14 protein-coding genes are annotated in these 13,417 nt (G+C 73.4%); 3 read left to right on the forward strand and 11 right to left on the reverse strand.

Translation table 11 applies throughout. The annotated features are described in order from the left end of the window. Positions 1-3 precede the first annotated feature (3 nt). Both IRX98_RS13780 and IRX98_RS13785 read right to left on the reverse strand, forming a co-directional pair. Entirely contained in the window at positions 4-1,200 is a 1,197-nt protein-coding gene (locus tag IRX98_RS13780; protein ID WP_224277675.1) for an ATP-binding protein, read from the reverse strand. Positions 1,201-1,271: 71 nt separating this feature from the next. Beyond that, positions 1,272-1,535 (reverse strand): hypothetical protein, encoded by a 264-nt coding sequence (locus IRX98_RS13785; RefSeq protein WP_224277677.1) that lies wholly within the window; start codon positions 1,533-1,535, stop codon positions 1,272-1,274. 46 nt (positions 1,536-1,581) lie between these two features. On the opposite strand from IRX98_RS13785, the gene IRX98_RS13790 reads away from it, so the two are divergent. Then, complete coding sequence (locus IRX98_RS13790) at positions 1,582-2,463, forward strand: Fpg/Nei family DNA glycosylase (RefSeq protein WP_224277679.1); 882 nt, start codon at positions 1,582-1,584, stop codon at positions 2,461-2,463. 98 nt (positions 2,464-2,561) lie between these two features. Here the strand turns inward: IRX98_RS13790 and IRX98_RS13795 are convergent, their stop codons facing one another. From IRX98_RS13795 to aat, 3 genes are all read right to left on the reverse strand, one after another. Further along, a complete protein-coding gene (locus IRX98_RS13795; RefSeq protein ID WP_224277680.1) occupies positions 2,562-2,951 on the reverse strand; it encodes a hypothetical protein in 390 nt (129 codons plus the stop codon). Positions 2,952-3,026: 75 nt separating this feature from the next. Beyond that, on the reverse strand, positions 3,027-3,524 hold the full coding sequence (locus IRX98_RS13800; protein WP_224277683.1) for a hypothetical protein: 498 nt from the start codon (positions 3,522-3,524) through the stop codon (positions 3,027-3,029). Between the two features lie 71 nt (positions 3,525-3,595). Continuing rightward, positions 3,596-4,282 carry a leucyl/phenylalanyl-tRNA--protein transferase gene (gene aat, locus IRX98_RS13805; protein ID WP_308045001.1) on the reverse strand — a complete coding sequence of 229 codons (687 nt, stop codon included), beginning with the start codon at positions 4,280-4,282 and terminating at the stop codon, positions 3,596-3,598. Positions 4,283-4,354: 72 nt separating this feature from the next. Here aat and IRX98_RS13810 point away from each other — a divergent pair, with 72 nt between their 5' ends. Both IRX98_RS13810 and IRX98_RS13815 read left to right on the forward strand, forming a co-directional pair. After that, a complete protein-coding gene (locus IRX98_RS13810; protein WP_224277685.1) occupies positions 4,355-5,710 on the forward strand; it encodes a calcium-binding protein in 1,356 nt (451 codons plus the stop codon). Positions 5,711-5,745: 35 nt separating this feature from the next. Then, positions 5,746-6,423: an EcsC family protein gene (locus IRX98_RS13815; protein WP_224277687.1), complete on the forward strand. Its 678-nt coding sequence runs from the start codon at positions 5,746-5,748 to the stop codon at positions 6,421-6,423. A 4-nt stretch (positions 6,424-6,427) separates the two neighbouring features. Here IRX98_RS13815 and IRX98_RS13820 read toward each other — a convergent pair whose 3' ends face one another. The 6 genes from IRX98_RS13820 to IRX98_RS13845 all read right to left on the reverse strand — a co-directional run bounded on the left by IRX98_RS13820 (position 6,428) and on the right by IRX98_RS13845 (position 13,407). After that, a complete protein-coding gene (locus IRX98_RS13820) occupies positions 6,428-6,991 on the reverse strand; it encodes a GNAT family N-acetyltransferase (protein WP_224277689.1) in 564 nt (187 codons plus the stop codon). A 61-nt stretch (positions 6,992-7,052) separates the two neighbouring features. Next, positions 7,053-8,249, reverse strand: coding sequence for a hypothetical protein (locus IRX98_RS13825; RefSeq protein ID WP_224277691.1), 1,197 nt, complete (start codon positions 8,247-8,249; stop codon positions 7,053-7,055). Next, positions 8,246-9,358, reverse strand: a complete 1,113-nt coding sequence (locus IRX98_RS13830) for a hypothetical protein (RefSeq protein ID WP_224277693.1) — start codon at positions 9,356-9,358, stop codon at positions 8,246-8,248. The genes IRX98_RS13825 and IRX98_RS13830 overlap by 4 nt, the downstream gene beginning before the upstream one ends. Continuing rightward, positions 9,355-10,440, reverse strand: a complete 1,086-nt coding sequence (locus IRX98_RS13835; protein ID WP_224277695.1) for a hypothetical protein — start codon at positions 10,438-10,440, stop codon at positions 9,355-9,357. The genes IRX98_RS13830 and IRX98_RS13835 overlap by 4 nt, the downstream gene beginning before the upstream one ends. Beyond that, complete coding sequence (locus IRX98_RS13840; RefSeq protein ID WP_224277697.1) at positions 10,437-11,369, reverse strand: hydroxymethylglutaryl-CoA lyase; 933 nt, start codon at positions 11,367-11,369, stop codon at positions 10,437-10,439. The genes IRX98_RS13835 and IRX98_RS13840 overlap by 4 nt, the downstream gene beginning before the upstream one ends. Before the next feature lie 76 nt (positions 11,370-11,445). Further along, positions 11,446-13,407 (reverse strand): acetyl/propionyl/methylcrotonyl-CoA carboxylase subunit alpha, encoded by a 1,962-nt coding sequence (locus IRX98_RS13845; protein ID WP_224277699.1) that lies wholly within the window; start codon positions 13,405-13,407, stop codon positions 11,446-11,448. Positions 13,408-13,417: the final 10 nt, after the last annotated feature.

Here is a 13,417-nt window from a genome sequence, read left to right on the forward strand (position 1 = left end):
CCGTCAGCCGCGCTCGCGCAGGTAGCGCCCGAAGTGGGGCACGGTGAAGGCGATCCGACCGCGCTCACCGGAGTAGACGAGGCCCTTCTTGAGCAGGGAGTCGCGCGCCGGGGAGAGCGACTGCGGCTTCTTCCCGAGGTTCGCCGCGACGTCCGCGCTGAGCACGGCGTCACCCTCGGCCTCGTCCTGCGCTGCCGCGACCTCGGCCATCGCCATCAGGTAGTCGCGCTCCCCCGGCGTGGCCCGCTCGTAGCGTGAGCCGAAGAAGCCGACCGCGAGCTCCGACTCGGCCTCCGGTGCCGCGACCGCGACGTCGGCGGCGGTGATCGGCGAGCGCGGGGCGAGGTCCCACACGGCCTTGCCGTAGGCCTGGATGAAGTAGGGGTAGCCGCCGGTGGCGTCGTACATCGCGGCCAGCGCGTCGGCGGCGTACGCCGCGTCCTCGTCCGCGGCCGGCGCCTCGAGCGCGCGGTCGGCGGCCTCGCGGGAGAGCCGGTCGATGCGCTGGTAGCGGAAGAGCCGCTCGCTGTAGGACTTGCTCGCGCTCAGCACGGCCGGCAGGTGCGGCAGGCCGGCGCCGACGACGATGACGGGCAGGCCCGACTGGCTCAGCTCGTGGCAGGCCGCGCACAGCGCCGAGATGTCGTCGGGGCCGAGGTCCTGCATCTCGTCGATGAAGATGCCGATGCCCTTGCCCACGTCGGCGGCCAGGCCGCCGAGGTCGGTGAAGAGCTCGACGAGGTCGATCTCGATGTCGCCGGAGTCGGCCCGCCCGCGCACTGCGGGGGCGTCGATGCCAGGGCTCCACTGGTCCTTGAGCTTCGCGGCGGCGCCGGCGTCACGGTGGGCGAAGGACTTGATGACGCCGAGGACGTGGTCGACCGAGTCCTCGTCGCGGTGGCCGAGCTCGCGCACCGCCTGGTGCAGGGCGCTGCTCAACGGGCGCCGCAGCCCCTGCCCCGGTCGGGCCTCGAGCTTGCCGGTCCCCCACCCCTTGCGCACGGCGGCGCCGCGGAGCGCGTTGAGCAGGACGGTCTTGCCCACGCCGCGCAGCCCGGTGAGCACGAGGCTGCGCTCGGGGCGCCCCTTGGCGACGCGCTCGAGGACGACCTCGAAGGCGGCGAGCTGCTCGTCGCGGCCGGCGAGCTCAGGCGGGCGCTGCCCCGCGCCGGGGGCGTACGGGTTCCGGATCGGGTCCACGATCAGACGGTATCCGGGAATCTAGTTCGCGCCTTAGATTGCCGGATAGTCCGCGAGTCGGGCCTCGGACCTCAGCCCGCGCGGCTCGGCCGCTCCACCCGCTCGACCCGCTCGCGGGCGGTGTCGTACGCCTCGTCGAGCCCGCGGCGCAGGAGCGTGATCAGCTCCGGCACCTCGTCAGCGGCGAGGCGGAAGGTGCCGGCGCACACGTTGTCGCGCCACAGCGAGAGCACCACGACCTGCTGCTCCTGGTGCCAGGTGACGCGCATCGTGCGGTCCTCACCGCGGGGGTCGAGGAAGACCGTCCCGGTGCGAGGGGTGCGCTGCTGGGCCATGTCTCATTGTGACCCGTCGCACACAGATCTGCCTAGACTCGTCCTTGTGCCCGAGCTGCCCGAGGTCGAAGCCCTCGTCCAGGACCTGCGCGGCCGCCTCGTCGGTCGTGCGATCAGCCGCGTCGACCTCGCCGCCTTCAGTGCCCTCAAGACCTTCGACCCGCCGCTGCACGCGCTGCACGGCACGCTCGTCGAGGACGTGACCCGCCACGGCAAGTTCCTCGACATCGACGCCAGCGGGGTCCACCTCGTGATCCACCTCGCGCGCGCCGGCTGGATCCGGTGGCGCGACGAGGTGCCGGCGCTGCCCGCCCGGCCCAACAGCAAGAACCCGCTGGCCGCGCGCGTGGTGATCGACGACCCCGACCTCGACACGCAGCCCGGGCTCGACATCACCGAGGCCGGCACCCGCAAGGGCCTCGCGATCTACGTGGTGCGCGACCCGCAGCAGGTCGAGGGGATCGCGCGCCTGGGCCCGGACCCGCTCTCGGACGACTTCACGATCGAGGTGCTGCGCGGGATCCTCCAGGCCGAGGGGCGCAAGCAGGTCAAGGGCGTGATGCGGATGCAGTCGATCATCGCCGGCATCGGCAACGCCTACTCCGACGAGATCCTCCACGCCGCACGGATGTCGCCCTTCAAGCCGGCCAGCAGCCTCGAGGAGGACGACCTCGAGACGTTGTACGCCGCCATCCGCGGCACGCTGGGCGACGCGGTCCGGCGCTCGAGCGGGCTCGCCGCGAGCGAGCTCAAGGGTGAGAAGAAGAGCAACCTCGCGGTCCACGGCCGCACCGGCCAGGCGTGCCCGGTCTGCGGCGACACCGTGCGCGAGGTGTCCTTCGCGGACTCGAGCCTGCAGTACTGCGCGACGTGCCAGACCGGCGGGAAGCCGTTGGCGGACCGGCGCATGTCGAAGCTGCTGAAGTAGCCCGACCCGGACGCAGCGAAGGTGCCGGTCGGACTCACCCCCGTGAAGCCCGCCCGACACCTACTGCGTCAAGCGTACCTTGACAAGGACAGATCTTCTCACGCAGTGGCGCTCTTGTCGCTCGATTTCCGCGAGAACCTCTCCCAGGCAGCCTGCCGCGACACCCCGAGGGTGCGGCCGATCTCCGCCCACGAGACGTTGCGGGCGCGGAGCAGGTCGACCCACTCGTGCGCGAAGGACTGGTTCTGCTCGGCCGAGGCCAGGATCATCGGGAGCGCGGCGAGCACCTCGGTGTCGCTCATCCGCTCCCACGGGAAGGTCCCCCGCGCCTCGGCGACCTGCGACGGCTCGTGGACCATGACGTGGAAGTCGTCGACGCAGCCGCGGCAGATCTGCGCGCCGAGACCGCCGATCAACGGCACGTCGGTGTCCGGCCCCCCCTGCGTCCCGCAGAACGAACAGATCCTGCCCTCACGCGTGATCGCCATGGCCCTCGCCTCCCGCCGTCGATGCTACTCCCCGGCGGGCGAGCCCACCGGCGTACGCACAACCCCGGCTGCGGCTCATTCCGTCGACCCGGGCATCTCCGGCATCTCGGGCAGCTCCGGCATCTCGATGTCCCTGAGCGGGTCGCCGCAGGTCGTGGTGAGGTAGTCGGCGAAGGCCTCGGCCTCCTTCTGCGCAGCCTCCGAGGCGTCCGCACCGCCCTGCTCGAGCTCCTCGAGCTTGTCGATGGAGAAGTCGGCGGCATCGATCTCGCCGGCCTGCTCGACCAGCTGCTCGAAGCCGGCGCGGGCCTCGTCGGAGATGTCGTCGGGCGTCCCGACCTCCTCCAGCTCCCGGCCCCAGTCCTTGACCGCCTGCGCCATCTCCTCGTTGCTGGGGAGCTCCGGGGCGCTCATGTCCTCGGGCAGCAGGTCCGCGAACAGGCTGCTCTGGGTGTCGCAGAAGTCCTTCTCGCTGGCGTCGGCCGGGGCTCCCCCGCCACCGCCGCAGGCCGAGGTGGCGGCGCCGACGAGCAGCACGGTGCTGGTCAGGGCGAGGCGGGCGCGGACGTTCATGGGGATCCCCTTCGATCGGACGCGGACGCGTCGCGGTGTCGTCACTCGCGCCTACCCTTGCGCGGGTCGCCTCAATCGTCCATTCCGAAGGCGTCGGGCAGCGGCACCCGCAGGGACCGCTCGAGCGCCTCGAGGTACTCCCCGCGCGGACGGCGTACGACGCCCAGCGAGGCCAGGTGCGGCGTCTGCCACTGCACGTCGAGCACGCGGTGCCCGGCGTGCCGGTCCTGCATCATGTCCACGAGGGCGAGCAGGGCGACCTTCGAGGCGTCGCGCTCGTGGTGGAACATCGACTCCCCGGCGAACAGCCCGCCGACGGCGACGCCGTAGAGCCCCCCGGCGAGCCGGCCGTCGCGCCACGCCTCGACCGAGTGCGCCCAGCCGAGGCGGTGGAGGCGGCCGTAGGCCTGCTTGAAGTCAGGCGTGATCCAGCCGTCGGGCCGGTCCGTGCGTCCGCACTGCGCCACCACCTCGTCGAAGACGGTGTCGACGCGGATCTCGAAGTCACGCGCGGACCGGCGCAGCGAGCGCGACACCCGCATCCCGTCGAGCGGCAGCACCCCGCGCTCGACGGGCGAGAACCAGCCGAGCTGCTCGTCGCCGTCGAGGGTGACCGGCATGGGGAACAGGCCCGCCGCGTACGCCGTCACCAGGGTGCCGGCCTCGAGGTCGGCGCCCAGCGCGACGAGGTCGTCGTCGGGGTCCCACGTCGAGTGGTGCGGGAAGGCCCACGGCGTAGGAGCGGGAGCGATGGGCACGCTTCGCACGGTAGCGAACAACCTTTCGCACCGCGCCGACGTCTCCCCCTCGACACCCATCTCGGAGGACACATGCGACGCACCACCACCCTGACCGTCCTGAGCGGCCTCGCCGGCCTCGCGCTGGCGCCCGTCGTCGGCTCGGCACCCGCGCACGCCGCCGTCACCTGCGACGGACTGGCCGCGACGATCGTCGTGCCGGAGTCCGACCCCTACACCTCGCAGCCGGCCGTGCGGGGCACGCCCGGCGACGACGTCATCGTGGGCTCGTCGGGCGACGACGAGATCGAGGGCCTCGGCGGCAACGACACGATCTGCGGGCTCGCCGGCGCCGACACGATCCGCGGCGGCGAGGGCGACGACCGGCTCTTCGGCGGTCTCGACTTCTACGACTACGAGGACTACGACGGCGACCACGTCGAGCCCGGCCCGGGCGACGACCACGTCGACCTCGGCCACGACCCGGTGACCGAGGAGCTGTCCTGGGGCACCTACACGTGGGACCAGGTCTCCTTCGCCGGCGCCGCCGGATCGGTGACCGTCGACCTGACGGCCGGGACCGCGACGGGCGAGGGCACCGACACCATCGCGCCGACCACCCTGGTCGGCGGCGTGGAGGGCTCGGCCTTCGACGACCGCATCACCGGCTCGGAGCAGATCGACTGGATCACCGCGGGCGGGGGCGACGACGTGGTCGACGGCAGGGGCGGCGACGACTTCGTCCAGGCCGACGCCCCGACCCGGAGGCTCCCGGCCAAGGAGACCCAGGTGCCCGGCGACGACGTGGTCGACGGCGGCGACGGCAGCGACGTGGTCGAGGGTGGCCACGGCACGGACCTGCTCCGGGGCAACGGAGGGCGCGACGCCATCCGGGTCCAGGACGGTGAGCGCGGCACCCGGGCCCTCGGCGGACCCGGTCGCGACGGGATCGGGTCGTGGAGCTTCCGGGCGACGGGCGAGGCCCTCATGCTCGGCGGCGGTGGCGACGACACGTTCTACCCCGCGATCAGCGACCGTCGCGACCGGGTCGTCGTGCGCGGCGGAGGAGGTGCCGACCGGCTGGCGCCAGCCGTGTCGCTCAAGGCGGCGCCGCACAGGAGCAAGGTCGTCGTCGACGCCCGCAGGGGCACGGTGACCACGAAGGTCGGCACCCGGATCCGCTTCTCCTCGGTCAGGTCCTTCGGCTTCGAGGGCAGCACCGAGACCCGCTTCCACTTCCGCGGCTCGGACCGCCCCGAGGTCCTGCGGTTCACCGAGCAGTACGGCCCCGTCACCGCCACCGGCGGTGGCGGCGGTGACCGGCTCACCGGCGGGTGGGGACGCGACCTGCTCGACGGGGGCTCCGGGCGCGACGTGCTCGACGGGGACAAGGGACGCGACCGCTGCCTGCGGGGCGAGCGGCTGCGCAGCTGTGAGGCCCGTCGCTGACGCAGCGCTCTGGCGCGCCGCCGTACGATCGATGCATGGGCCTGAAGCAGACCGTCGCGCGCCAGCTCGCGCCGAGGATCACCGAGCTGACACCCGGGCTGAGCACGGGCTTCGTCCGTGAGGCGCTCAACCGGGCCATCGACGGCGTCGGCCCCCTCGCCCCCGCGGCGGTGGCCGCCGACAAGCAGCTCAGGGAGCAGCGCGGCAACGTCGAGCGCGCGATCCACGAGGTCATCGAGAACAACGTCCGCATCGCCGGCGCGCAGGGCTTCGCGACCAACGTCGGCGGGCTCGTGACGATGGCGGTGGCCATCCCCGCCAACGTGACCGGCCTGGCGATCATCCAGTGCCGGATGGTCGCCGGCATCGCGCACCTGCGCGGCCACGACCTCAGCGACCCGCGCGTGCGCAACGCGGTCCTGGCGCTGCTGCTCGGCGAGGAGCACGTCACCGAGCTCGTCAAGAAGAAGAAGCTGCCGGCCACGCCGATGGCCCTGGCCACCGCGCCGGTGCACGACCCCACCCTCGACGGCACGATCTCCGCGGTCGTCGCCTCCGACATCGTCACCCGCGTCGTCGGCAAGCGGCTGGCGACCACCGTCGGGCGCCGCGTGCCGGTGGTCGGCGGCGTCGTGGGCGCCGGGGCGGACGGCTTCGCGACCTGGAAGGTCGGGAGGTACGCCGACCGCGAGCTGCTGGTGCGCCGGCGCTGAGGCCTCAGCCCGCGCGGGCCGCCCACTCCTCGGCGAGCAGCGCGTAGCCGACCTCGTCGAGCCACCCGAGCTCGTGGTGCCACAGGGACTGGCGCGAGAGCCGCTCGCGTCGCATCCCGGCCTTCTCGAGGACCGCGACCGAGGCGTGGTTGTCGGCGTTGGCCGCTGCCGTGACGCGGCGCAGGCCGAGGTCGTCGAACGCGGCGCCGAGCAGCGCGCGGGCCGTGGCCGTGGCGATGCCCTGGCCGGCGAACCGCGGGTCGACGATGTAGCCGATCAGGCCGTCGGTGCCGTCGGGGACACCCGGCTGGCCGGGACCGTCGACGACGTCGAGGAAGCCGATCGCGACGACCTCGCCGTCACGCTCGACCACGCAGGAGTGGTCGGTCGGGCTGCCGGGCACGGCCAGCAGCTCGCGTCGCAGGTCGTCGGGGTCGACGTGGGTGCGGACCATGAAGTGGTTGACGACCGGGTCGTTGCGGAAGGCCAGCAACGCCTCGACGTCCGCCTCCACGGGGTCGCGCAGGAGCAGGTCGTCGGCACGGGCGGGCCAGGGGCTGGAGGGCACGGCGGGACCCTCGCACACGACGACGGTCCGGCGCACGGCGGTTTTCCGCCGCCGAGCGGGCTCAGCCGCGGAGCCGGCCCTTCGCCCGCCGGTAGGCGTCGAGCGTGCCCCGGCCCGCGGGACTGTCCTCGAGCGTGGTCACGACCTTGCGCCGGACCCGGTAGGACGGCGTGGCGCGCGCGTGGTCGCGCTCCTCGCGCGCCTCGCGCAGCTCCTCGTGCAGGCGCTCCTCGACGGCCCGCAGGCGGGCGCCCTCCACGAGCAGGGCGCTGATCGCGTCGAGCGCCGGCGCCAGCAGCTCGTCGGCGGCGGTGGTGTCGGGGTCGGCGAAGGTGCCCGGCTCCGGCCCGAGCAGGTCGTCGAGCGAGCCGACGACGTCGTAGCCGCGCTCGGCCAGCACGGCCGTCCAGCTGCGCGAGAGGTCGCGGGCCCACGCGTGGGCGTCGGGCGGCAGGCCCAGCCGGGCGGACGCGACGCCGCGCGACAAGGTCTGGTGGGCCAGCACCTCGCGCACGAGGGGGCGGTAGTCGGGAGGGGCGATGATCGAGGTGACCCGCTCGTTGATGGTGCGCAGCAGCGACGTCTCCGGGACACCGAGGGACGGGTTCTCCCGCTCCGCAGTCAGGTCCAGCGGAAGGTCGCCGAGGCCGAAGGTGCGCTCGAAGCGGCGCCAGAGCTCCCCGCGGTCGGAGCCCGACGGCGGGAGCGTGACGAGGTGGACCCGCTCCGGTGGCAGCGAGCTCCCCCAGCGCTCGAGGATGTCGGGGACCTCCTGCACCGCCCAGAACCACGACCCGATCCGCGACTCGCGCGCGGGGTCGCGGATGGTCTCGAGGAAGCGGGAGTAGGTGATGTGGCTGCGGTGCTTGACGTTCTCCTGCCACTCGGCCGGCACCTGGCGCACCAGGTCGCGCGCCGACAGCACGAGGTGGACCTCGGCGTCGCCGAGCGAGTCGAGCGCGCGCCGGACCTGGGTCGGGGTGGCCCGGGCGAAGATCTCGTGGCTGATGATCGAGGTGCCGTGCCACTCGCGCACCTCGGCGGCGAGCCGGTCCCAGGCCCCGACGGCCTCGGTCTCGATCCCGCCCCACGGGAGCGTCATCAGGTCGAGCGCAGCGAGGAAGTGGGCGTCGAAGCGGTCCGCGGGGTAGAGGATGTCGTGCTCGCGCAGCAGCGACTGGTTGCGGAACAGCACGTCCTGGAGGTAGGACGTCCCGGTCTTGGGGCAGCCCACGTGCAGCAGCACCTTCCTGCTCACTGCCCCACCTGCCTCTCCGTGCGCCATGCCGGGTCGACGACCATCCTGATCGCCAGGTCGAGGACCTGCTCGTCGTCGGCGCCGGTCACCGTGGCGGGCGCGCTGCGCGGCGCGAGATCGGCGAGGTCGCCGACGACAGGGTAGCCAGCGCGCGTCAGGTGGCGCGTCATCCGTGCCGCGGAGGAGGCGACCCAGTCGCGTTCGCGATCAGGTACGCCGACCGGTGCGACGCCGCTGTCGGGGATCCGCCGCTGCAGCGTGCGCATCAGCGCCGGCCGCTCGGCCGCCGGCACGCGCAGCCCGACGACCGCAGCCACGCGGCGGGCGAGCTCGGCCTGGTCGGCCCCGGGGACGCGCGCAAGAGACGACGGCAGGGACCGTACGCCGAGCTCGCGGGGCAACCGGTCGAGGTCGGTGACGACCCGCACGAGCGGGCGGCGTGGGTGCCAGCGGGCCACGGATTCGGCGAGGTCGACGCGGGCCGGCAGCTGGTCGCGCTCGCGCCAGAAGCGCAGCCACTCCGCCCACGGCTTGCTGCCGTGCTCGAAGCAGCGCTGGGTCCAGGTGCGCGCGAGGAGCTCGTCGAGCGGCGCGCCGAGGGCGACGACGTGCGGCCGAGGACCTCCCTCGGGCCGGCCGAGGGCGCGCAGGTGCTCGCGCAGGCCGGTGGCCAGGACCGGGTCGCCCACCAGGCGGAACCTGCGGCGCCACGGCCGCGCCCAGGTGGTGCACACGGGATCGGCGCCGAGCGCGACGAGGTCGTCGGCCACGAGGACGCTCGCCACGCGCAGCAGCTCGTGGGCGCCCACGGTCGCCGGGTCGACGGGTGCGGGACCGAACCCGGACCTCGGTAGCCCGACGAGCGGCAGGTCGGCCTTGCCGCGGCCGGCGGCCGTGGTCGCCAGCACGCGGTCGGCGAGCGCCGGGTCCGGGACCGCGGACCCGCGAGCGAGGTTGATCCGGCGCAGCAGCTCGAGCTGCTGGGCGCCCGGCAGCGTCGGCGCGGCCACCGGCGTGGTCCGGTCGGCCCACGCCAGCCAGGGCGTCGTACCTCCGTGACGGAGGTGCTCGACCCAGCTCGCGGCCGAGCCGGAGGAGTCGCCGGTCAACGGTCGCGCAGCCGACGCGCGGTCTCGCGGATCCTGCCGCTCACCGTGTCGGCGGAGGCGCGGTTGGCGGCCTCCTGCGTCATCACGGTCAGCGCGTCGAGCGCCGCCCCGAGCTCGAGCTTCGCGCGGACCCGGTCGGGGTTCTTCCAGTCCTCGCCCTCGGCGGGACGGCGCGGGCGGAGGTCCTCCACGTCGCCGATGACGTCGACGCCGCTGCCCCTGATCCACTCGATCCAGAGGTCGGCGCGCTCCTCGGCGAAGGCGTAGCGCTCGGGGGGCAGGCGCACCGGGACGGCGGTGCGGGAGACCAGCACCTCCTGGGCGAGCACCTCGCGGATGAGGTTGTCGTAGGCCGGCTCGCGCCACACGCCGAGCTCGAGGCGGCGGTTCAGCTTGCGCAGCAGGGACGTCTCGGCGATGCCGAGCGAGCGGTTGTCGCGCTCGGAGTCGAGCGGCGCCCAGTCCGGGTCGATGCTGAAGGCGCGGCAGAAGCGCAGCCACAGCTCGTCGCCGTTGGGACCGCGGTCGTGGGGCACGGTGACCACGTGCACGCGCTCGGGAGGGAGCTTGGCGCCCCACTGCGAGAGCACGCGCGGCAGGTCCATCGCGTTGAAGAACCACGTCTGGCCGCGCTCGACCTTGTTGAGGAAGCGGCGGAAGGGCCACTTGCGGCCCTGCTTGATCGACTCCTGCCAGGCGGCGGGCAGCTGGCGGCCCAGGTCGCGCGCGGAGTAGACGATGTGGACCTCGTTGCCGGCGAGGTCGTTCATCGCCTTGGCGATCTTGTCCGGCTTGGCACCGGCGAGGATCTCGTGGCTGATGACCACGTTGCCGTCGGAGCGGTTGACCCGCTTCACCATCGCCTCCCAGGCGCCCTTGGCGTGCCCGGGCGCGCCGCCCCAGTCCTGCTCGAGCAGGTCGAGCGCGGCGCGGAAGTGGAACATGTCCGAGCGACCGCCGCGCGTGCTCGGGACGGTCACGCCGTGCCGGGCCAGCGACGCGGAGTTGAGCAGCAGCCGGTCCTGGAGGTAGGTCGTCCCGGTCTTGGGTGCCCCGATGTGGAGGTGGACGACGCGGCTCATGGCGCTGATTGTGCCAGTCCCCCACCCAGTGCTCGTACGACGGCGCTCGGGCTCGGGCGGCCCAGCCGGCCGGCCATCCACACGCTGGTCGCGACCACGGCGTCGAGGTCGACCCCGTGGTCGATGCCGAGACCGGTCAGCATCCACACCAGGTCCTCGGTGGCGAGGTTGCCGGTCGCGGACTTCGCGTAGGGGCAGCCGCCGAGGCCCCCGGCACTGGCGTCGAAGGTGGTGATGCCGGCCTGGAGCGCGGAGAACGTGTTGGTCAGCGCCTGGCCGTAGGTGTCGTGGAAGTGCATCGCCAGCCGGTCGGTGCCGACGCCGACGTCCGCGAAGGCCGCGACGAGCGCCTTCACGTGCCCGGCGGTGGCCACGCCGATGGTGTCGCCGAGGCTCAGCTGGGAGGCGCCGAGGTCGAGGAGCCGGGTGCCGGCGGTGACGACCTGCTCGACCGGCACCGCTCCCTCCCACGGGTCGCCGAAGCACATCGACACGTAGGCCCGCACGTCCATCCCGGCCTCGCGGGCGCGGGCGACGGTGGGCTCGAACATCGCGAACTGCTCGTCGAAGGTGCGGTTGAGGTTCTTCGCGGCGAAGGTCTCCGTGGCGCTGCCGAAGATCGCGATGTGCTCCAGGCCGAGCTCGAGCGCCCGGTCGAGGCCGCGCTCGTTGGGCACCAGGACCGGCAGGTGACGCCCGGCCTCGCCCAGGTCGGCCATCAGCTCCGCGGCGTCGGCGAGCTGCGGCACCCACCGCGGGTGCACGAAGGAGGTGGCCTCGACGATCGGGAGCCCGGCGGACACGAGGCGGCGTACGAACTCCGCCTTGACCTCGACGGGCACGATCGCCTGCTCGTTCTGGAGGCCGTCGCGGGGGCCGACCTCGTAGATCGTGACGGCGGACGGAAGGCCGTCGGCCCGCACGGTCATGGGCAGCGGTTTCGACGCAGCCTCATCGGTCCCTGAGGTGCGAGGAGCGCCAGCGACGAGCCTCGAAGGGCGCACCTCAACCACCGATGCCTTCGGCGAGGGTCTCCACGACGAAGAGGGTGGCGCCGAGCTTGACGAGGTCGCCGGTGGCCGCGCCGACCGACGTGACCGTGCCGGCGAAGGGTGCCTTGAGCGCGAGCTCCATCTTCATCGCCTCCATCACGCCCAGTGTCTCCCCCTCGGCCACGGCCTGGCCCTCGGCGACGTTGACCGCCAGCACGGTGCCCGGCATCGGGGCGAGCAGCGTCCCGTCGCCCGCCGCGGCGGCGTGGTCGGCGAAGGGGTCCGGCCGGTCCCACACCCAGCGCTGTCCGCGGTGCACGACGTCGACGAAGTCGCTCTGCACGTTGAGCACCGCGTGCTCGGCCACGCCGTCGACGAGGAGGTGCACGGTGTGGTCGGCGGCGGAGACCAGGCGTACGCCGTGGGTCGTCCCGTCGAGCGACACCTGTCCGCGGTGCCGGTCGACGACGGCGGAGGCGTCGCCGAGGACGACCATGTCGGCGGCCGGATCCCCGCCCATGCGCCACCCGTCGGCCCGCCAGGGGCCCGAGGTGCCCGCGGTGTCGAGGAGCACCTCGGTCCACGCCGCGAAGACCCGGGCCAGCGCGGCGTCGGGCTCGGGCACCTCGTGGCGGTCGAGCCAGGCGGTGTCGATGGTGGCGTCGCGGAACTCCTCCGACGCGGCGAGCGTGCGCAGGAATCCGGTGTTGGTGGTGATGCCCAGGATCGCGGTGTCGTCGAGCGCGGCCACGAGCGCGGTGCGCGCGGCCTCGCGGTCGGTGCCCCACGCGATGACCTTGCCGAGCATCGGGTCGTAGGAGGTCGAGACCTCCTGCTCCGGCTCGAGGGCGTGGTCGACCCGGATGTGGGTCTCGATACGCCGCTCGTCCCTCGCGGCTACTCGACCACCGGGGGTGGACGCCCATCTGACGATCGACGTACGTCCCGCCTGCGGCAGGAAGCCGTGGAAGGAGTCCTCGGCGTAGACCCGCGCCTCGATGGCGTGGCCCTCGAGCGTGACCTGCGACTGCTCGATGCCGAGCGGGTCGCCCGTCGCGGCCCGCAGCTGCAGCTCGACGAGGTCCACGCGCCCGCCGTCGACGCGGACGACCTCCTCGGTCACCGGGTGCTCGACCTGGAGACGGGTGTTCATCTCGAGGAAGTAGAACTCCCCGGTGGCGTTGTCGAGGAGGAACTCGACCGTCCCGGCCCCGGTGTAGCCGCACTGCTCGGCGAGCGCCACTGCGGACGACGTGATCGCCGAACGCTGCTCGTCGCTGATCGTCGGGGCGGGAGCCTCCTCCAGCACCTTCTGGTGTCGGCGCTGGGTGGAGCAGTCACGCTCGAAGAAGTGCAGCACGGTGCCGTGGGAGTCGCCCATGACCTGGACCTCGACGTGGCGCCCGGACTCGACGTACTTCTCCACCAGGATCGTGTCGTCGCCGAAGGACGACAGCGCCTCGCGCTGGGCGGCAGCGAAGGCCTCGGCGTAGTCGTCGGCCGAGCGCACCACGCGCATGCCCTTGCCGCCACCGCCGGCGGCGGCCTTGACCAGGACGGGGTACGCGTAGGTGGCCGGGTCGTCGTCGAGGGAGTACGACGGCACCACCGGTACGCCGGCGGCGAGCGCCACCTCGCGCGCGGCGTCCTTGCGCCCCATCGCGTCCATCACGTCACCCGACGGGCCGACCAGGGTGATGCCCGCCTCGGCGAGCGCGCGGGCGAACGGCGCCCGCTCGGACAGGAAGCCGTAGCCGGGGTGGACGAAGCCGGCGCCCGAGTCGATCGCGGCGGCGACCACCGCGTCGATGTCGAGGTAGGACGAGACCCGCACCGCGCGGTCGGCGGCGCGCACGTGCGGGGCGTCGGCGTCGAGGTCGGTGTGGATCGCGACCGTTCGCCAGCCGAGGCGTCGCGCCGTCCGCATGACCCGCAGGGCGATCTCGCCGCGGTTGGCGATCAAGAGGGTGTTCATGGGGTGCTCC

It is taken from the genome of Nocardioides lacusdianchii (assembly GCF_020102855.1).
Lineage (GTDB): Bacteria > Actinomycetota > Actinomycetes > Propionibacteriales > Nocardioidaceae > Nocardioides > Nocardioides lacusdianchii.